The following is an 18,611-nucleotide window of genomic DNA, read 5'->3' as shown; positions in this document are numbered from 1 at the left end:
GGCCTCGCTCAGCCGGTTGAGCAGTACGGCGCCTGACACTGGCCGAGACCCCTCCGGCGTAAGGGTGGTCCGGTGCCCGAAGCGGGGGGCTGACAAGAACTTTACGTAGCCTTGGTTTACTTTGTGTTGGTGATGATCAGTGCGGTGTCGAGGACACGACGGGCTGTGGCGCGGGGGCCATGGCTCGCTCTGGTGCTCGTCGCATTGATGCATGTCGTGGGCTGCTCCCACGGCTCACTGGCCGGCGCCTCCTGGCGGACCGACACCACCCTCACGGCCGCGGGCATGGCTTCGCCCACCGGGCCGCACGAGGCCACGAGGCAGGTCATGGCGTGGTCGGATTCATGCGACAGTCGGCATCACGAGCCCCAGCAGTGCACCGGTGTTGACGAGCCGGCGCTGGGGCAGGCCGACGGGGCCAAGGGGCCGCTTTCCCAGCCCCTGTTGCCGGCCGTCGGTGCCGTACCGCGTGTGCCGCCGGTGCGGGGGCCGCCGGTGCCGGAAGCGGCGCACTCCAGCGGTGGAGAGCGGGCGGCGTTACAGGTCTGGCGGAACTGACAGGGCCCGTCGCACCGTGCGCCACGATCAGGCGTGCGGCGCGGCGGGACGAGCTGTGTTCTGCCACCCCCGACCTGAACACCGCTGTTCCGGCTGGCTGCCGTGCAACGGCGGTGGGAGAGCCGTCACGATGAACCACCATCACCTGTCATCCGTTCTTGAAGCTGTTCCTTCCTCTCCTGCCCAGCTGCTGGCCGCCTCCGCGCGGTCGGCCGCCACACCGGCCGCTCTGGTCGGTGATACGCCCGTGCTGTGGGTGGGCGAGCCGTTCACCACGGCCGGGCGCGGGTTCTGGGCCAAGCTGGAGGGCCACAACCCCGGCGGTATCAAGGACCGCACCGCCCTGTACATGGTGGCCGCCGCCCGCGAGCGCGGGGCGCTGCTGCCCGGCGCCCGGATCGTGGAGTCCACCTCCGGCACCCTGGGCCTGGGCCTGGCCCTGGCCGGGATCACCTTCGGCCATCCCGTCTCGCTGGTCACCGACCCCGGGATGGAAGCACAGGTCACCGGGCTGCTGCGCGCCTATGGCGCCGAGGTCCACACCGTCACCACCCCGCACCCGGAAGGGGGTTGGCAGCAGGCCCGCCGGGAGAAGGTGGCCGAGCTGCTGACCGCACACCCGGACGCGTGGTGTCCGGATCAGTACCACAACCCCGACAACGTGGCCGCCTACCGGTCTCTCGCCCACGAACTGGTCGCCCAGCTCGGCCGGATCGACACCTTGGTCGTCTCGGTCGGCACCGGCGGCCACTCCGCGGGCATCGGCCGCGTCCTGCGCACGTTCTTCCCCGCGCTGCGGGTGGTGGGCGTGGACACCTGCGCCTCGACCATCTTCGGGCAGCCCGCCGGGGTCCGGCTGATGCGCGGCCTGGGCTCATCCATCTACCCGCAGAACATCGCGTACGAGATGTTCGACGAGGTGCACTGGGTGGCAGCCCCCGAGGCCGTGTGGGCCGCCCGCGCCCTGGCCCGCACCCGGTATGCCACCGGCGGCTGGAGCGTGGGCGCGGTCGCCCTGGTCGCCCGCTTCATCACCCGTACATCCCCGGCCGAGGACCGCATCGCAGCCGTCTTCCCCGACGGCCCGCACCGCTACGTCTCCACCGTCTTCGACGACGACTACTGCCGCACCCACCGGCTGCTCGGCCACGAACCGGCCGACGAGCCGGACGAGATCACCCACGCCGGTCAGGCGGTGGTCACCCGCTGGACCCGCTGCCGCACCGTCACCAACCCGCGCCCCGCCACCGGCACGGACACCGGCGCGGGAAACCCGAGTGTGGCGGGGGCGGGCCGATGAGCAAGCTCCTGTCCCAGACGCGTTCCTTCAGCCCTGCCGCACGGCTGCTGATGGTGAACCAGTTCGCCATCAACCTGGCCTTCTACATGCTCATGCCCTACCTCGCCGCCCACCTCTCGGGGGACCTGGGCCTGGCGGCATGGACGGTCGGCCTGGTGCTCGGCGTGCGCAACCTCTCCCAGCAGGGCATGTTCCTCATCGGCGGCACCATCGCCGACCGCCTCGGCTACAAAGCCCCGATTCTGGCGGGCTGCCTGCTGCGCACCGGTGGGTTCGCCCTGCTGGGCTGGGTCGACAGCCTCCCCGCACTGATCGCCGCGTCGGCCGCGACCGGGTTCGCCGGTGCCCTGTTCAACCCCGCGGTACGCGCCTACCTCGCCGCCGAGGCCGGCGAGCGACGGGTGGACGCGTTCGCCACGTTCAACGTCTACTACCAGGCCGGGATGCTGCTCGGCCCGGTGGTCGGGCTGGCGCTGCTGGCCGCCGACTTCCGTGTTGTGTGTACGGTGGCCGCCGCGGTCTTCGCCGCCCTGAGTGTGCTCCAGGCCCGCGCGCTGCCCGCCCGTCACGGCACCGGCCCGCATCCGACAGCGGCCGGGGGTACGGGCGGACTCTCGGTGTGGGGGCAGTGGCGGCAGGTCATCTCCAACCGGCCGTTCCTGCTGTTCTCCGCGGCGATGACCGGTTCCTACGTGCTGACTTTCCAGGTCTACCTGGCGCTGCCGCTGGCCGCCGATGCCGCTCTCGGCGCAGACGGCACAAAGGCGACGAGCGGCTTGTTCGTGGTCTCGGCCGCGGTGGCGGTGGCCGGGCAGCTGCGGCTGACCGGCTGGGCCAAGCGGCGCTTCGCCCCGCACCAGGCACTGGCGGTCGGCCTGGCCGCGATGGGCGCGGCGTTCGTGCCCCTGGCCGTGGTGCCCGCCGGGTCCGCGGCCGGGGTGCTGGCGGCCCTTGCCGTATCGGTCGCGCTCCTCGCCGCCGCCGGGGCAGTGGTCTACCCCTTCGAGATGGACACCGTGGTCGCCCTGTCCGGGAACAACCTGGTCGCCACTCACTACGGCCTCTACAACACCGTCTCCGGCCTCGGCATCACGCTGGGCAACCTCGCTCTGGGTGCGCTATGGGATGCCGCCCACACCGACAGTCCCTGGCTGGTGTGGACCGTGCTGGTGGCCACTGGCGCCGGATGCGCGACGGCACTCACCGCCCTCGCCCGCGCCGGACATCTGCACACACCCCCCGTCCAGCCCGCTACGGCCTGACCGCCTGCCGTCTGCGGGTTCCTGGCCCAGGGGCCGGAACCCGCAGACGGATCGGGGGTTCCCTCCCGCTCAGCCGGAGACCGCGCGCAGGGCGCCGGACCGGCGTCCGGCCAAGCGGTCGAGCGCGGCGGACGCCGCCGCGTCGGCGGGGAGGTGGACCATCAGGAGCTGCTCGTCGTCGGCGGGCAGCTCCAGCGTCTCGAAGGCCAGGCGCAGTTCGCCCTCCTCGGGGTGGACCAGCCGCAGCACACCGTTTGGCCGCGGCAGGCCGGGCAGGGTCCGTACCCGCTCGGTGAAGGCGGCCCCGGCGGTGATGGTCAACTGGTCGGCGAGCGTGGCGATATGCCGGTCCGCGCGGAAGGGACCATTTTTGAGGGCGGCGACGTGGTCGTCGGCGACCCGGTCCCAGTCGGGGAAGGCGGTGCGCGCCCGGCTGTCCGCGAAGACGAAGTGGGTGAGGTTGGGCGGGCCGCCGTCGCAGGGGTCCAGCAGACCGATGGGCCGGGCCAGCCGGTCGTAACCGTCCGTCCAGGCGAGGGCCTCGCTCAGCCGGTTGAGCAGTACGGCGGGGGCGGGTTCCAGCCGGTCGAGGAGCGCCCGCACGGTGGGCCGCACCGTACGGCCGGGCGGTGTGCCGCCCGTGCAACTGAAGCCGCCCTCGCCCCCCTTGGTGAGCCGGTGCAGATGGATGCGCTCACTCGGCGTCAGCCGCAGCGCGTCGGCCAGGGCGGAGAGCACGGGCGCGGACGGGTGCCGGTCCCGCCCCTGCTCCAGCCGGGTCACATACTCGATGCTGACCCCCGCGAGCGTGGCCAGTTCGGCCCGGCGCAGCCCCGGTGTCCGCCGGCGCGGCCCCGTGGGCAGCCCCACATCGGCCGGTGTGACGGCCTCACGGCGCGTGCGGAGGAACAGCCCGAGCTCGTTGTCGCTCATACCGCCGAACGTAACAGCCGGGGCTTGTCCGGTGGGTGGCCCTGTCACTACCAGTCTCAGCGCGGCCTTCCTGGTGCCCGCCGCTCCCGGCAGGTTGGAGCCGTCCACCTGCCTCACATGCAAGGAGCGCGACCATGCCCAGCGAATCCCTCAATCTCGCAGTGATCACCGGCAGTGTCCGGGAGGGCCGGTTCGGCCCGGTGGTGGCGAAGTGGTTCGCCGAACGGGCCGAGGAGGACGGCCGGTTCGCGGTCCACCTCGTCGACCTGGCCGATATTCCCCTCCCCCTGACCCTCCCCGCCACACCGCCCGCCTTCGACCCCGAACCGCCGCGCCCGGCCGGGATGGAGGAGCTCACCCGCCGTATCGCGGAGGCCGACGCGGTGGTCATGGTGATACCGGAGTACAACAACAGCTTCCCCGCTTCCGTGAAGGTCGCCATCGACTGGCACTACGCCGAGTGGGTGGCCAAACCGGTGGGCTTCGTCGGCTACAGCGGCGGGAGCAGTGGTGGCCTCCTCGCGGCGGAGCAGCTGCGCCATGTCTTCGCCGAGGTGCGGGCGCACACGATCCGCCACCATGTGACGTTCCCGCGCTACTACGAGCTGTTCGGCCCCGACGGCGCGCTGCTGGACCCGGAGGGTCCGAACGGCGCGGCAAAGGCCATGCTCGACGAGTTGCACTGGTGGGCCGAGGTCCTCCACGACGCCCGCCGCGACCGGCCGTACACCGCCGCGGAGTAGCCACCGCGGGGTGGTCGGCGGCACGCCCGGGAAATGCGGATGCGTGGGCCGGGGACGGCTGCGAGGCTGCCCCGATGGACCGACAACGGATCTCCCGGCTCGCGCACGCCGACCACCCCATCGCCGCACCGCTCGCCGACACGACGGTCGAACGGCTGCTGGAGCGGGCCGTACCCGAAGGGGCACGGGTGCTGGACCTCGGCTGCGGACGAGCCACCTGGCTTCAGCGGATCCTCGCCCTGCGGCCGGATGCGGTGGCCGAGGGCGTGGACACCGACGGGGCGGCGCTCGCCCTGGGGCGCGAGGAGAGCCGGGACCGCGGGGTCGGGGACCGGCTGGTGCTGCACGAGGGCGACGCCACCGCGTTCACCGCGCCGCACCGCTTCGAGGTGGTCCTCAGCGTCGGCGCCGCCCATGCCTTCGGCGGTCTGCTGCCCACCCTTGCCGCGGCCCGGCGCCATCTCGCCCCCGGCGGGCGGGTGTTGATCGGCGACGGCTTCTGGGAGCGCGAGCCCGACACCCCGACCCTCGGCGCGCTCGACGCCGTACCGGAGGACTACGCCGACCTGGCGACCACCGTGGACCGCGTTGTCGCCGACGGCTGGACACCGGTCCACGGCCACATCAGCACGCTCCAGGAGTGGGACGACTACGAGTGGAGCTGGACCGGCGCACTGGAGCGGTGGGCACTGGACCACCTCGAGGACCCCGGCGCCGTACCGGCCCACCGGGCCGCCGTCGAGCACCGCGACGCCTGGCTGAAGGGCTACCGGGGCACCCTCGGCTTCCTCACCCTTCTGCTGCGGCCGTCCCTGCTGCCGCCGTCAACGCCCCGGTGATCCCGGGCTGTCAGTGGCGGCTGGCACCATCGCTCGTATGGGAGCCGAGGACACCACCACCGCCTACTGGGACGCCGCCGCGGCGGACTTCGACCACGAGCCGGACCACGGACTGCGCGATCCGGACGTAAGGGCCGCGTGGGCTGCGCGACTGCGCGACTGGCTTCCCGAACGACCGCCCAGCCGGCCGCTCGACGTCCTCGACCTCGGCTGCGGTACGGGCTCTCTCGCACTGCTGCTGGCCGAGGACGGCCACCGGGTGACCGGCGTCGACCGGTCGGCGCCCATGGCCGAGCGCGCCCGCGCCAAGCTGGCCGGGACCGGCGCCACCGTGCTCGTCGGCGACGCGGCGGCGCCGCCGGTGGGGGAGGGGGCCTTCGACGTCCTGCTGGTGCGCCATCTGCTGTGGCTGCTGCCCCGGCCCGAGGCGGTGCTCCGGCACTGGGCGCGGCTGCTGCGGCCCGGTGGACGGCTGGTGCTGGTCGAAGGCCGCTGGGGGGAGTCCGAGCCGGTCGGTCTCGAGTCGGCCGAACTGACCCGGATGGTTGCGCCGTTGGCGGTCCGCACCCAGCTGGAGCAGCTCGGCCCGGACGCGGCGCTGTGGGGCCGGGAGGTGCGGGACGAGCGCTATGTCCTCGTCGCCGACCTCGCCCGCCCCGCCAGCCCCGCCCGTCACACCGAGATCGTCGATGTCCATCTGATCCTGCGCCGTGGCGGGGAGGTGCTGCTCGGCCGCCGCTCCGGCACCGGCTATGCCGACGGGCTGCTGCATGCCCCGTCCGGCCATGTCGAGGACGGCGAGGACGTACGGGCCGCGCTGATCCGCGAGGCGGAGGAGGAGACCGGGATCGTCCTCGCCCCCGACGAGGTCCGGGTCGCGCTGGTCATGCAGCACAAGTCCCCCGCGGGCGCGCCCCGCACCGGCTGGTTCTTCGAGGCGGACGCCGAGGCGGGGCCGGGGGCGGCGGGCCATGAGCCGGTCAACCGCGAACCGGACAAGTGCTCGGAGCTCGGCTGGTTCCCGCTGGGCGCGCTGCCGGACGACATGGTGGCGTACTGCCGCGCGGGCCTGGAGGCGTACCGGGCGGGCGAGCGGTTCGTTCTGCACTGGCACGAGCCGGGCGACACCATCGGGTTCGATCCCGCGGGTCCCGACCGGCTCATGCCCCTGCCGATGTCATCCCCCGTTACGCCGCCAGCTCCCGGACATAGCGCCACTCCGTGACCGCGGGCTCGTAGCCGAACCACTTGTTGATCGCCAACATCGGCTGGTTGTCGCCGTCGTTCCCGGTGAAGGCCTCGCGACAGCCAGCCGCTCGCGCGCGGTGCAGCGCGTCGTTCTTGGCCAGCTTCGCCAGCCCCCGGCCTCGGAAGGCGCGGAGCGTACCGGTCATCCCCGACCAGTAGCTGCCACGGCCGTCCGTATGCGCCACGCTGTACGCGGCGACGGTCCCGTCCACCACGGCCACCGTGGTCAGCTCGCGGTCCAGGGAGGGGTGTTCCCAGGTCAGGGTGATCCACTGGTCGTACGGCAGTCGCCCGGCGGGCACGTCGTCCGGTTCGTCCTCGGTGCACTCGACGTCCGCCTCGTACAGCGGACGCGGATCATTGAGGAAGTCCGCCGCCGTCCGCAGTTCCACCCCGTCCGGCAGCCCGTGCGGGTCCAGCGGCGGCAGGGCGGCCGTGGTGAGGTCCAGCCGCTGGACCCGGGAGGAACGCCCGCGCCGGTAGCCGCGGCGCTCGGCGAACGTCACCGCGTGCGGGGCCTCCACCGTCCAGGCGAAGATCTTGGCGGCCCCGAGCCCGGCGAGCCACTCCTCCGCCGCGGTCACCAGCGCCGAACCCACGCCCCGGCCCAGCGTGTCCGTCCGCACCGAGGTGTTGGCGAAGGCCAGCCCCGGTTCCTCGCTCTCGTGGAAGACACCGATCTCGGACGAGCCCACCACCTGGCCGTCGACCTCGGCGACCAGCAGCCGGTACTGCCGTTCGGCGGGCGCACCGGCCACTTCCCAGGTCACGGTCTCCGCCGTGGTCACCAGATAGGGGAAGGCGGAGCGGCGCGCCGCGGCCACGGCCTCCGCGTCGGCGGGACGGAAATCGCGCACGATCATGGTCATGGTGTCGCAGGCTACGGTGTCCCCGCCCGGCGTGCCGCACGATTTCCGGACACCGGTACGACGTCACACCACGACATCACACAATGGTGAGGACACACCCGCCGGACCATCCCCCCGCCCACACGCCGAGGAGCCCCGAGTGGCCTTGCAGATCACCGTCGACCCGGACGCGGCGACCGCCCCCTTCGAGCAGATCCGCGCCCAGATCGCCGAACAGGCCCGCTCCGGCGCGCTGCCCGTGGGCTACAAACTGCCCACCGTGCGTGGCTTCGCCGAGGAGCTGGGGCTTGCGGCGAACACGGTCGCCAAGGCGTACCGGGCGCTGGAGTCCGACGGGGTGATCGAGACCCGGGGCCGTCACGGCTCCTTCGTGGCGGCGGCGGGCGACGCGGCCCGGCGCCAGGCGGCCGAGGCCGCCTCGGCCTACGTCCAGCGGGCGCAACGCCTCGGCCTGGACCGCGCGGACGCGCTCGCCGCCGTCGAGGACGCGCTGCGGGCCGCGTACGACGCGTCCTGAACCCCCGGCGTCCCGAACCCCCGGGCCCGAACCCCCGGGCCCCCGGGCCCGACCCCGGCCTCGACATGACCACTTCCCCGCCCCGACAAGGAGCCCCACCCCATGGCCAGCCGGAAAGCCCTCGTCCGCCGCCCCAGCCCGCGCCTCGCCGACGGACTGGTCACCCATATCGACCGCAAGCCCGTCGACCCGGAGCTCGCCCTGCGGCAGTGGGAGGACTACGTCGCCTGCTTGCGCGCGCACGGCTGGGAGACGGTGGAGGTGCCCCCGCTCGACGACTGCCCGGACGGGGTGTTCATCGAGGACACCATGGTCGTCCACAAGAACGTCGCGCTGATCGCCCGCCCCGGCGCCGGGTCCCGCAGGCCGGAGACGGCCGCCGCCGAGGAGACCGTGACCGCCCTCGGCTGTTCCCTGAACCGGGTCCGCGAGCCCGGAACGCTGGACGGTGGCGACATCCTCAAGATCGGCGACACGCTGTATGTGGGGCGCGGCGGACGCACCAACGGCGAGGGCGTACGGCAGTTGCGCGCCGTCTTCGAGCCCCTGGGGGCCCGGGTGGTGGCCGTACCGGTCAGCCGGGTGCTCCATCTGAAGTCGGCGGTCACCGCCCTCCCCGACGGGACCGTCATCGGCTATCCGCCGCTGGTCGACGACCCCGCCGCGTTCCCCCGCTTCCTGCCCGTCCCCGAGGAGTCCGGCGCCCATGTGGTGCTGCTCGGCGGCGGGCGGCTGCTGATGGCGAAGAGCGCGCCGCGCAGCGCCGAGCTCTTCGCCGACCTCGGCTATGAGCCGGTGCCGGTGGACATCAGCGAGTTCGAGAAGATGGAGGGCTGTGTGACCTGCCTGTCCGTACGGCTGCGGGAGCTGTACGGGTAAGGCCGGGACCGACGGCTCACAGATACAGCCCCGCGTCCGCGTCGCCCGGCTGGACGGGCACTGACGCGGGCCGGGTGCCGCGGCGCAGCGCGAACAGCTCGGCCAGGGTGGCGCCGTCCCGCCCGACGGTGTCCTCCCGGCCGTCGGCCTCGCCGCCGAGCCAGCTGAGCGCCTCCGCGCGGGTCAGCTTTCCGACCTCGATCCGGGCCAGACAGCGGCCGGGGCGGACCACGGCCGGGTGCAGCCGCTCCAGATCCTCGTTGGTGGTCACCCCGACCAGCACATTGCGCCCCTGGCCGAGCAGACCGTCCGTCAGGTTCAGCAGCCGGGACAGCGCCTGGCCCGCGGTGTGCTTGGCCTCGCCGCGGATCAGCTCGTCGCAGTCCTCCAGCAGCAGAAGCCGCCAGCGGCCCTTGGCCGAGCCGTCGTCCTCGCCGATCGCGATGTCCATCAGATAGCCGACGTCGGTGAACAGCCGCTCCGGGTCCAGTACGCAGTCCACCTGGCACCAGTCCCGCCAGGAGCGGGCCAGGGTGCGCAGCGCCGAGGTCTTGCCGGTGCCGGGCGGGCCGTGCAGCAGCAGAAGTCGTCCGGCGATGTCATCGGGGGTGATCTTCATCAGCCCGTCCATCGCCTCGGCGACCGGAGCGGTGTAGTTGCCGCGGATCTCCTCCCAGGTCCCGGCGGCGATCTGACGGGTGGTGCGGTGCGGACCACGCCGCGGGGAGACGTACCAGAAGCCCATCGACACGTTCTCCGGCTGGGGTTCCGGTTCGTCCTCCGCGCCGTCGACCGCCTGGCGCAGCACCTTCTCGGCGAGCGCGTCCTCGACGGCGGTCACGGTCACGTCCGCGCCCCGGTTCCACCGGGACACCAGCAGTGTCCAGCCGTCGCCCTCGGCGAGCGTCGCGCTGCGGTCGTCGTCACGGGCCGCGCGCAGCACGGTGGCCGAGGGCGGCAGCAGGCTCACCCCGGACTTGACGCGGTCCACGGAGTGGCTGCGGGCGTACGGCTGCTCACCGGTGGCGAAGCGCCCGAGGAAGAGCGCGTCGACAACATCCGACGGCGAGTCGCTGTCATCGACGTTCAGCCGGATCGGGAGGGACTGTTCGGCGGGTGTCGCGGGCAGGGCCTGCCTCCTGGATACGCGGGTCGGTGCGTCGGTCAGCGCACCCGCCCCATGATCCAGCACGAGGGGCGTCCACGCACCGGGGTTTGTGGCCGTTTGGCGAGCGGTTCCGAAGAAGCCCACCGGAATGGGGGCGTTCACGGATACTTTCACCCTTTGTGGGGCGTCAAGTAGGAAACGGGCCGGGTTGACGGGCGCGAGGCGGTGGCGGACCGGCACGCTGCTCGCCGTCGGCATGTCGTCAGTGATGGTCTGCATTGGCGACTTTGCCCCCCCCCGAAGCGCCGGATGCCGGGCGTCAATGTCGTGTGCGCCCCGGTGTGCGCCTGGGGGCGCCCGGGGTCAACGACCCCGGTGAACCGCAAGATTTTGCCAACTGCGCGCATGGATGGGTCCGTTCGACGGGATGACATAGCCATGTCATGTCGTCGGTGCGGACGGCGGCGTGACTGACGGTTTCGAACGCGTTTGCCCCCTTCCGGGGTGATCGCGCCTCACATCGGCACAGCAGCGACCCTGCTAGGGAGATCGAATGAAACTGTCCAGACTCACGGCTGCCGTCGGAGCGCTCGCCGTAGGCGCCGTCCTCGCCCTCACCGGGGCCGGCACCGCTCACGCCACCGAGAACAGCGCGGGTCCCGCCTATGTGGCGCTGGGTGACTCCTACTCATCCGGCGTCGGCGCGGGCAGCTACGACAGCTCCAGCGGCGGCTGCAAGCGCAGCACCAAGGCGTACCCCGCGCTCTGGGCCGCCTCCCACTCCCCCTCCAGCTTCAACTTCACCGCATGCTCGGGCGCCAAGACCGCCGACGTCCTCAACAGCCAGCTCGGGCCGCTCAACTCCGGCACCGGACTCGTCAGCGTCAGCATCGGGGGCAATGACGCCGGGTTCGCCGACGTCATGACCACCTGTGTGCTCCCCGGCGAGAGCGCATGCCTCAACAAGATCGCCAGCGCTCGCGCCTTCGCCCAGAGCACCCTGCCCGGCAGGCTCGACCAGGTCTACAACGCGATCAGTGCCAAGTCCCCCTCCGCCCACGTCGTTGTCCTCGGCTACCCGCGCTTCTACAAGCTGAACGGCTCCTGCCTCCTGGGTCTGTCCGAGAACGAGCGCGCCGCCATCAACGGGGCGGCCGACCTGCTCAACTCCATCACCGCCAAGCGCGCCGCCGACCACGGCTTCACCTTCGCCGATGTCACCAGCCGCTTCACCGGCCATGAGATCTGCTCCGGCAGTGCCTGGCTGAACAGCGTCACCTGGCCCATCGACGACTCGTACCACCCCAACGCCGCCGGACAGTCCGGCGGGTACCTCCCCGCGTTCTCCGCGGCCGCCTGATCTCAACCGCCCTCGGACGAGGGCGATGAGGAAGCCGAAGAGGAGGCTCCGTCCGTCGGAGCCTCCTCGCACAACACGGTGAACGACACCTTCTTGGAGACGACCGCCTTCGGGCTCCTGGCCTCCACGGCGATCCAGTCCTTGCGGGCTCCGGGCGCCGCCTCCGTATGGCGCACCGTCCGGGACGAGGGCGACCCCGCCGCGCCGCCGGTGAACTCCAGCTTCTTCCAGCCCGGATCGGACACCTCGCCGCTTCCGGTGAACCAGCGGTACTCCACGGTCGTGGGCGCGCGGTTCACCGTGACGGTCGCGGTGAAGGACGGCGCCTCGTCCTGCGGTGGCGGGCATGCTCCTTGGTAGCCGCCGCGCGCCGCCGTCACGACGATGGTGATGGTGAGGGACGGCCGCTTCGAGGACGAGGTGCCGTCCGCCGGGCGGGAGTCCGAATCGCCGCCACCCGCGGTGGTGTCGGACGTGGGGTGGTCCGCGCCCCCTGCGGTGGGGGTGGCGGTGTGCGAACCGGCCCCACCGCGCGGGGCGTTGCCGTCCTCATCGTCGTCGAGCAGTGCCCAGGTCACTCCGCCCACTGCCAGCGCGGCCAGCAGCGCCCCCGCCGCCAGCGCGGCCACCGCGCGGCGGGGCCGATGGCCCGACGGCTGCCCGTCGTCGGGCGGGGGAGGGGCCGGAGGGGCAGGGGTGGGGTCGAATGGCGCGGTGCCCGGTCCGTCCGAGGCGACATCCGCCGACGGTACGGGCGCGGGTACGGGGGCGGGCACCGGGGCCGACGACGCCCGTGGCGCACCGCCCGCCGCCACCAGCCGCAGCATCCGCTCGGCCTCGGCCGCCGTAAGCCGCAGCCGTGGATCCTTGTGCAGCAGCCCCTCCAGAACGGGGGCGAGCGGTCCGGCCCGGCGCGGCTCCGGGAGCGACGCGTCCACCACCGCGCGCAGGGTGCTCAGCGGGGTGTCCTGGCGGAACGGCGAGACGCCCTCGACCGCCGCGTACAGCAGCACGCCCAGGGACCACAGATCGGTGGCGGGACCCGGCGGCTCACCGAGGGCGCGCTCCGGCGCGAGGTACTCCGCCGAGCCCACCAGTTCCCCGGTCAGCGTCAGCGCCGAATCGCCCTCCACCACCGCGATACCGAAGTCGGTGAGCACCACCCGGCCGTCGTTGGCGATCAGTACGTTGCCGGGTTTGACGTCCCGGTGCAGCACCCCGACCCCATGGGCCGCCCGCAGTGCGGTCAGCACCTCGGCGCCGATGAACGCCGCCCGCGCGGGCGGCAGATGGCCCTCCGCGTCCAGGACGTCCGACAGGGACAGACCGCGCACCAGCTCCATCACGATCCAGGGGCGGCCGCCCTCCAGCGCCACGTCGTACACCGTGACCACATTGCGGTGCGAGACCCGCGCGGCGGCCCGGCCCTCACGCTCCAGCCGGGCGTAGAGCCGCCCGATGTCACGGTCGCCGAGCCCGGCCGGGGCATGGACCTCCTTGATGGCGACCTCGCGGCCCAGCGCCTCGTCGTACGCCCGCCACACGATGCCCATCCCGCCGCGGCCCAACGCGTCCAGAAGGCGGTAACGCCCCCCGGCCACCCGCTCGCCCCGCCGCCCCGCAGCGTCGTCCAGGGCTCGGTTCGCCTCCGGGGCGCCAAAGCCCCTGCCGACGGTCGACCGTGCTCGACCCCCCGTTCCTCGGGGCCTCCGCGCGCTCTCCCTTTCGTCAGGGTCGCGCCCCTTCGGCTCACTCGCCTCGTCACTCATGCCGAGCCCTCCCCCCAAGCCAGCAACTCGGGGTGAATGTACCTCAACCGAGCGTAGTTGCGGCCCCCCTGAGCACCAATCCGCATCCGAGCGCCAGCACCACGGCGGCGGTGCCCACCGGGGAGGCGCGGTGGAGCGCCCCCAGCAGCCGGTGCGCGCGGCCCGTGGCCGCCGCGCGGCGGGCGCTCAGCCGCTCCGCGGCCCGGTGCCCGAGCCGCACCACCGCGAACCCGGCGAGCGTGAGCGTCAGTGCCAGACCGAGCCCGTACGCCAGCACCAGCAGGAAGCCGAACCACGCCTGCCCCAGCGCCGCCGCGCCCACCAGCACGATGACGGCGGAGGGGCTGGGGACCAGACCCCCGGCGAAACCGAGCAGCACGGTGCCGCGGAGGGTGGGCCGCAGCTCATGGGTGTGGGTGTGCCCGTCCCCGTGGTCGTGGGTGTGGGTATGCCCGTGCCCGTGGTCGTGGCTGTGGCTGTGCTCGTGGTCATGTGTATGGCCGTGCTCATGGCCGTGATGGTGGTGCTCATGGCTCAGTTGCCGTCGGCGGCGCAGCGCCTTGCGCAGCAGCCGGGCCCCGGCCGCCGAGACCAGCAGTCCGCTCGCGATGCCCAGCCACGAGATCACCGAGGGCGCCGCCGCCGACCCCGCCGTGACCATCAGTCCCAGCGCGAACACCCCCATCGTGTGGGTGACCGTCACCGACGCGCCCAGCACCACCACATCGCGCAGCGCGCTGCGCCCGCCCGCCGCGGCGGCCGCCGCCATCATCGTCTTGCCGTGCCCGGGGGCCATCGCGTGCATCGCGCCGAGCAGCACGGCGGTGGCGAACGCGGTGAGCGCGAAGCCGAAGGTGATGTCATGGCGCGCCACCATCGAGGTCAGCGCCTCGGTCCAGCGGTCGACACCGCGCGGCAGCATCCCCGAGGCCACCCCCTTCGCCTCCTCCTCGTCGTCGGGCGAGGCGGCGAGCGCCGGGCCGCCGGGGCGTGCCCGCAGGGTGACCGAGCGCTGGTCGGGCGGTGAGGAGAGCTGGTCCCCGGGGTAGCCGGTCAGCCGCCGGGAGGCGGAGTCCTCCGGCACACCGGCGCCGGAGAGCGTCATCCGGTCGCCCTGGGCGGTCATCTCCCGCCAGCCGGGGCCGGTTCCGATGTCCTTCGGACGGTACGAGACGGCCGTCCGCTCCCCGCGCGCCAGTGCGGCCGTCAGCCGGCATTCGACACGCAGGGTCGGCAGCCCCGCCTGGCCCCGTCGGGTGTGACCGGTGCTGTGGGCGGCGCGCACCGGCACCGCGCGCCCGTCGATGGTCAGTTGCGCCCCGCGTGCGGCGCTTGCGCACCGGCGCGCCGCCCATGCGTTCACCTCGCGTGCCGCGAGGGAACCGTCGCCATCGCGGTCGATCTCCGGCCTCGCCTGTGAGGAGGGGATCTCGGCCAGGTCCTCGACATGGTCCACCCGCAGCTGTCCGGGGGCGACGACCAGCCCGTCGTAGCGGTTGACCGTGAAGTTGCCGAGCGGATGCGCGGAGGCGCTGCCCGCGGGCAGCACGACCAGCGCCGCGGCGCCCGTCAGCACGCCCGCGGCGGCCATCAGGCGGCGCACGCGGAACCGGAACCGGAAGCTCATCGGGCACCGCCCAACTGCTTCAGCGCCGCCTTCGCCGTACGGGAGGCGGTGGGGGAGAAGCCGGGGTTGAGGTCGAGCGCGGCGCGGAGGTGGCGGCGGGCGGCGGCCTTCTCGCCCAGCGACTTCTCGATCATGCCCCGGTGGTAGAGGAACGCCGCGTTGCGATAGCCCGGTTCGGCGGCGCGCTCGGCGTAGCCCAGGGCCTTCGTGTCCTCGCCGGTGCGGTGCAGGGCCCAGGCGAGGGCGTCGGCGGTGTGCACCGTCCGCCGCCGGTCCCATTCGGCGCGGGCCGCCTTCAACGCCTCCTTGGCGTCGCCGTGATCGGCGGCGACCAGCGCGCTGTCGAGGTCGGTCGCCACGCCGTTGGCCTTCGCCAGGGTGATCCAGGTGTCCACCACGGCGTACTGGCGGCGCCCCTGCGTACGGTCGCCGCGCGCCTCGTACGCCTCGCCGAGGGCCGCCAGCTCCGCGGGCAGCGGATAGCGCTGGACGACCTTCTTCAGATCGCGGATCCCGGCGTCGAGCCGCCCGTCGGCCGCCGCGGTGCGGCCCCGCCCCTCCAGCGCGGGCAGATAGCCGGGGACGGCCCGCAGCGCGGTGTCGTAGGCGTCGCGGGCGGTGGTGTACCGGCCCTGGCCCCAGGCGAGTTGACCGAGCGCGGTGGAGACGTAGGCGATGTCGCTGGGCGAGGTCGCGGAGTCCTTGGCGCGCAGCAGCACCGTCCGTGCCTTCGCCGGTTCACCGCGCAGCTCCAGGACATAGGCGAGCCGGGTGAAGACGGGGATGCCGGGGCGGGTGGCGTCGGCGTGCTCCGCGGCCTTGTACGCGTCCTGGTAGCGGCCGAGTTCGACGAGGGCGTCCACGCGGACCGCCATCGCGGCCTGGCTGTAGGCGTTCACCTTCAGTGCCTTGTCGGCGTCGCGCAGTGCGCCCTTGAAGTCATGGCGGGCGGCGGCGAGCGAGGCGCGCCCGGCGAGCGCGGTGTCGTTGTCGCGCGGCTGGGCGGTCAGGGACCGGGCGAACGCCTTCTGCGCCTGCGGATAGCGGGTGGGGTCGCCGGTGCCGCGGGCTTGCTCCACATATGCGGAGCCGAGTTGGGCCCAGCCCACCGCGTCCTTCGGCTCGGCGCGCAGATGCCGCTGCAACGCGCTGATCCGGCCGGCGAGGCCGTCCGCGGTGATCTGCTCGAGCCGGGCCGCGGCGGGCCGTGCGTCGCGGGCCGCGGCGGGCCCGTCATCGGATCCGCCCGGCCCGTCGATCACGACCGAGGCGGCGGTCAGACCCACCGCGAGCGCGCACACGACCGCGGCGGTGCGGGGCGTGTGGGGGAGGAGGGGCCGAAGAGCCATGGTGACTGTTGCCTTTCGCCGGAACGTACGCCGGGAACGGGGGAGGGAGGGTGGGCGCGGCCGCCGCGCGGGAGGTGCGGGGCCGCGCCCGTGGGATGGTCCGGTCTCGCGTGGACCGGTCAGTGCCTGCGGACCCGGGCCGGGCGGCGGTGCGAGCGCCACCAGGCGTATCCGAGGGCCAGCAGCAGTACGGCCCCGCCACCGCCCGCCGCGGACCCGGCCAGCAGCATGGTGTCGTCCGAGGACGAGCCGACGCCGTCACCGCCGTTGAGCAGCGACTCCCCGGCGCTCTTCTTGGTCGCGGTGGCGTCCGAACCGGAGTTGGGCACTGCCAGATACGGGAACGATCCGCCGAACTTCTGGTCGTTCTCGTCCACCGCGTCGCCCAGGTCGTTCTTCTTGCCGACGAGTTCGCCCTCCACGGCCTGGAGCGAGATGTCCAGCACATCGTCGGTCAGCCGCCGGCCGTTGGGGAATCCGGCGTTGTCACCGTCGAGCACACCAAGGCGCTTGGGACTGGCGGTCGGCTTGATGGAGGTGTTGAGCCGGAGCATCTCCGCGGGGCGCACATTCGGCGGCTGGTTCAGCTTGGGCACTCCGGTGAGGAAGACCTGCACCAGGTCGTCACGGGGCGTCGGTGGCGCCTTGATCTTGTAGATCTGCTCCACCAGCCGGGCCAGCTCCGGGTCCTGGACGGACTTCAGGAACTGCGCGTCGTCCCAGGGGGACGAGGCATTGAACTTGTCCTTGTCCTTGCGTGGGATGACCACCTCGTTGACCAGCGGGCTGCCCAGCCGGGAGACCTGTGCCCAGTCCCCGTTCGCCGTCTTGCGGTGGGTGGTGGACCACATGCCGATCACCGGCTGCTGCTCGGACTCGGTCAGCATCTTGGTGGGCAGCTGGAGGGCGAGGCTCTGGACGTTGTAGCCCTTCAGGCTGTCCTGCCCCACCTCGGACATGTCGCCGCCGTACAGCAGGTCGAAGACGCGCAGATCGAGGAAGAACGGGTCGTCGGCCTGGCCCGCGAAGGTCGAGCCGCCGCCGGGCAGCTGATAGACCGCCTGGTCGCGCAGGTCCTGGTACTTGGGCATGGACGCCTTGCCGACGTTGGACGGGGCGACCAGCTGGTTCTTGGCGATCTTCTTGCGGGAGACGGCGTGCTGGTCCTTCAGTTGGATCAGCTCGATGTCATAGGTCTGGAAGAAGTTGAGGTCCGGGTCCTCGAGGGAGGTCACCGGGCCGGTGTTATAGAGGAAGGTGTCCCCGTTGCGCAGGTGGTCCTTGAAGGTCCACCGGAAGAGCAGATCGCCCTGGCCGTCCCCGTTGTTGTCCACATGCAGGTCGTAGCGGGCGTCATGGGCGAACTTGTAGAAGTTCGGTCCGCCCGCCGGATCCTCGAACGGCAGCATGTTGACCACCATGGTGGTCGTATCGGGCTTGTCGGGGCTGACGAACCCGTACACGTCCGTGGTGTCGTACTGCGGCTGACCGGAGATCAGCGGCGCTTCCCGGTGGCTGGACGCCTGGGCCGTCTCCGGTCGGAGCGCGGCCACACCGGCGGCCGCGAGCCCGCCCGCGGCCAGTGCGCAGCTGACCAGCGCGGCCAAGCTCCTGGTGAATGCGGTCATCCTGTCGGTCCTTCGCACGCTTGTCGGGGCATTCCTTCAAGCAGCAGTTCGGTGCCGACGGGCGGATGGCTTGGTCCGTCCGACAATTTGTCCGCGTGTGACAGTTAGCGTCAACACCCTTGACGCGGTGGTGAATCCGGAACATGGGATGCGCGGGTGACGGCTCGGGGAGGTAGGGTTACTCTGCCCGGGGCGGGTGCCCTCGTACGGGTGGGGAGTGTCATGGAGCAGATAACGGTACGGAGCAGGCCACGAGTGCCTGCGATCAACTGCGGGAGCGGTGCGTCCAGCGCGCGCCTCGAACGCCATCTCGCGGTGATGGGCGGCCCTGCCGTCCCGCAGCGGGAGGCCGAGGGTGCGACGGTGCTGATGCAGGAGCTGACCGCGCGCGACCATGTGCGCGCGAAGAACAGCCGCAGTGCGCGGGTCTCGCTGTTCGCGCCGCTGCGCCGGTTGCGCCGCTCGCTCTTCGGCAGTCACGGCTGACCCGCCCGGTCCGCCGGTTCCGAGGTTTGTCGTCGGCATCCCGGGCAGGCACGGGGACACCCCGGCCCGCTCCAGCCGGTGTGGCGGTGCTGTGAGGCACCGCACACCCGGGCCGTTCCGGGACGCCGACGAAGGA

16 protein-coding genes are annotated in these 18,611 nt (G+C 72.6%); 9 read left to right on the top strand and 7 right to left on the bottom strand.

From position 1 onward, the window contains the following. Positions 1 to 688 precede the first annotated feature (688 nt). Entirely contained in the window at positions 689 to 1,858 is a 1,170-nt protein-coding gene (locus JK363_RS24615; protein WP_201877332.1) for a PLP-dependent cysteine synthase family protein, read from the top strand. After that, positions 1,855 to 3,120 carry an MFS transporter gene (locus JK363_RS24610; RefSeq protein WP_201877330.1) on the top strand — a complete coding sequence of 422 codons (1,266 nt, stop codon included), beginning with the start codon at positions 1,855 to 1,857 and terminating at the stop codon, positions 3,118 to 3,120. Before JK363_RS24615 ends, JK363_RS24610 begins: the two co-directional genes overlap by 4 nt. A gap of 69 nt (positions 3,121 to 3,189) precedes the next feature. Here the strand turns inward: JK363_RS24610 and JK363_RS24605 are convergent, their stop codons facing one another. After that, the gene (locus tag JK363_RS24605; RefSeq protein ID WP_201877329.1) at positions 3,190 to 4,053 is read right to left on the bottom strand and encodes a helix-turn-helix domain-containing protein; all 864 of its coding nucleotides are present in this window, start codon (positions 4,051 to 4,053) and stop codon (positions 3,190 to 3,192) included. 134 nt (positions 4,054 to 4,187) lie between these two features. On the opposite strand from JK363_RS24605, the gene JK363_RS24600 reads away from it, so the two are divergent. The 3 genes from JK363_RS24600 (at position 4,188) to JK363_RS24590 (ending at position 6,860) form a co-directional block, all read left to right on the top strand. Continuing rightward, positions 4,188 to 4,796 carry an NADPH-dependent FMN reductase gene (locus tag JK363_RS24600; protein WP_201877327.1) on the top strand — a complete coding sequence of 203 codons (609 nt, stop codon included), beginning with the start codon at positions 4,188 to 4,190 and terminating at the stop codon, positions 4,794 to 4,796. A 74-nt stretch (positions 4,797 to 4,870) separates the two neighbouring features. After that, the gene (locus JK363_RS24595) at positions 4,871 to 5,635 is read left to right on the top strand and encodes an SAM-dependent methyltransferase (protein ID WP_201877326.1); all 765 of its coding nucleotides are present in this window, start codon (positions 4,871 to 4,873) and stop codon (positions 5,633 to 5,635) included. Between the two features lie 37 nt (positions 5,636 to 5,672). After that, positions 5,673 to 6,860, top strand: coding sequence for a methyltransferase domain-containing protein (locus tag JK363_RS24590; protein ID WP_201877325.1), 1,188 nt, complete (start codon positions 5,673 to 5,675; stop codon positions 6,858 to 6,860). Here JK363_RS24590 and JK363_RS24585 read toward each other — a convergent pair. Further along, entirely contained in the window at positions 6,823 to 7,752 is a 930-nt protein-coding gene (locus tag JK363_RS24585) for a GNAT family N-acetyltransferase (protein WP_201877324.1), read from the bottom strand. The genes JK363_RS24590 and JK363_RS24585 overlap by 38 nt on opposite strands. 139 nt (positions 7,753 to 7,891) lie before the next feature. Between JK363_RS24585 and JK363_RS24580 the strand changes: the two genes are divergently transcribed. Next, a complete protein-coding gene (locus tag JK363_RS24580) occupies positions 7,892 to 8,269 on the top strand; it encodes a GntR family transcriptional regulator (protein ID WP_201877323.1) in 378 nt (125 codons plus the stop codon). A gap of 102 nt (positions 8,270 to 8,371) precedes the next feature. Further along, a complete protein-coding gene (gene ddaH, locus JK363_RS24575) occupies positions 8,372 to 9,148 on the top strand; it encodes a dimethylargininase (RefSeq protein WP_201877322.1) in 777 nt (258 codons plus the stop codon). 16 nt (positions 9,149 to 9,164) lie between these two features. On the opposite strand, the gene JK363_RS24570 is transcribed toward ddaH, so the two are convergent. After that, a complete protein-coding gene (locus JK363_RS24570; protein ID WP_201877438.1) occupies positions 9,165 to 10,277 on the bottom strand; it encodes a DUF5925 domain-containing protein in 1,113 nt (370 codons plus the stop codon). A gap of 532 nt (positions 10,278 to 10,809) precedes the next feature. Here JK363_RS24570 and JK363_RS24565 point away from each other — a divergent pair. Then, a complete protein-coding gene (locus JK363_RS24565; protein WP_201877320.1) occupies positions 10,810 to 11,616 on the top strand; it encodes an SGNH/GDSL hydrolase family protein in 807 nt (268 codons plus the stop codon). Between the two features lie 2 nt (positions 11,617 to 11,618). On the opposite strand, the gene JK363_RS24560 is transcribed toward JK363_RS24565, so the two are convergent. The 4 genes from JK363_RS24560 to JK363_RS24545 form a co-directional block, all read right to left on the bottom strand. Then, positions 11,619 to 13,169, bottom strand: coding sequence for a serine/threonine-protein kinase (locus tag JK363_RS24560; protein ID WP_236076077.1), 1,551 nt, complete (start codon positions 13,167 to 13,169; stop codon positions 11,619 to 11,621). A 259-nt stretch (positions 13,170 to 13,428) separates the two neighbouring features. Further along, positions 13,429 to 15,012, bottom strand: a complete 1,584-nt coding sequence (locus JK363_RS24555; RefSeq protein ID WP_201877318.1) for a nickel transporter — start codon at positions 15,010 to 15,012, stop codon at positions 13,429 to 13,431. Continuing rightward, entirely contained in the window at positions 15,009 to 16,361 is a 1,353-nt protein-coding gene (locus JK363_RS24550) for a tetratricopeptide repeat protein (RefSeq protein WP_201877317.1), read from the bottom strand. The genes JK363_RS24555 and JK363_RS24550 overlap by 4 nt, the downstream gene beginning before the upstream one ends. A gap of 119 nt (positions 16,362 to 16,480) precedes the next feature. Continuing rightward, positions 16,481 to 17,989 (bottom strand): DUF4331 domain-containing protein, encoded by a 1,509-nt coding sequence (locus JK363_RS24545; RefSeq protein WP_201877316.1) that lies wholly within the window; start codon positions 17,987 to 17,989, stop codon positions 16,481 to 16,483. 222 nt (positions 17,990 to 18,211) lie between these two features. Here JK363_RS24545 and JK363_RS24540 point away from each other — a divergent pair, with 222 nt between their 5' ends. After that, complete coding sequence (locus JK363_RS24540) at positions 18,212 to 18,475, top strand: hypothetical protein (protein WP_201877315.1); 264 nt, start codon at positions 18,212 to 18,214, stop codon at positions 18,473 to 18,475. The last annotated feature ends 136 nt before the right edge of the window (positions 18,476 to 18,611 follow it).

The organism is Streptomyces coffeae (assembly GCF_016741875.1).
GTDB classification, from domain to species: Bacteria; Actinomycetota; Actinomycetes; order Streptomycetales; family Streptomycetaceae; genus Streptomyces; species Streptomyces coffeae.
This window is presented reverse-complemented; position numbering and strand designations above follow the sequence as displayed.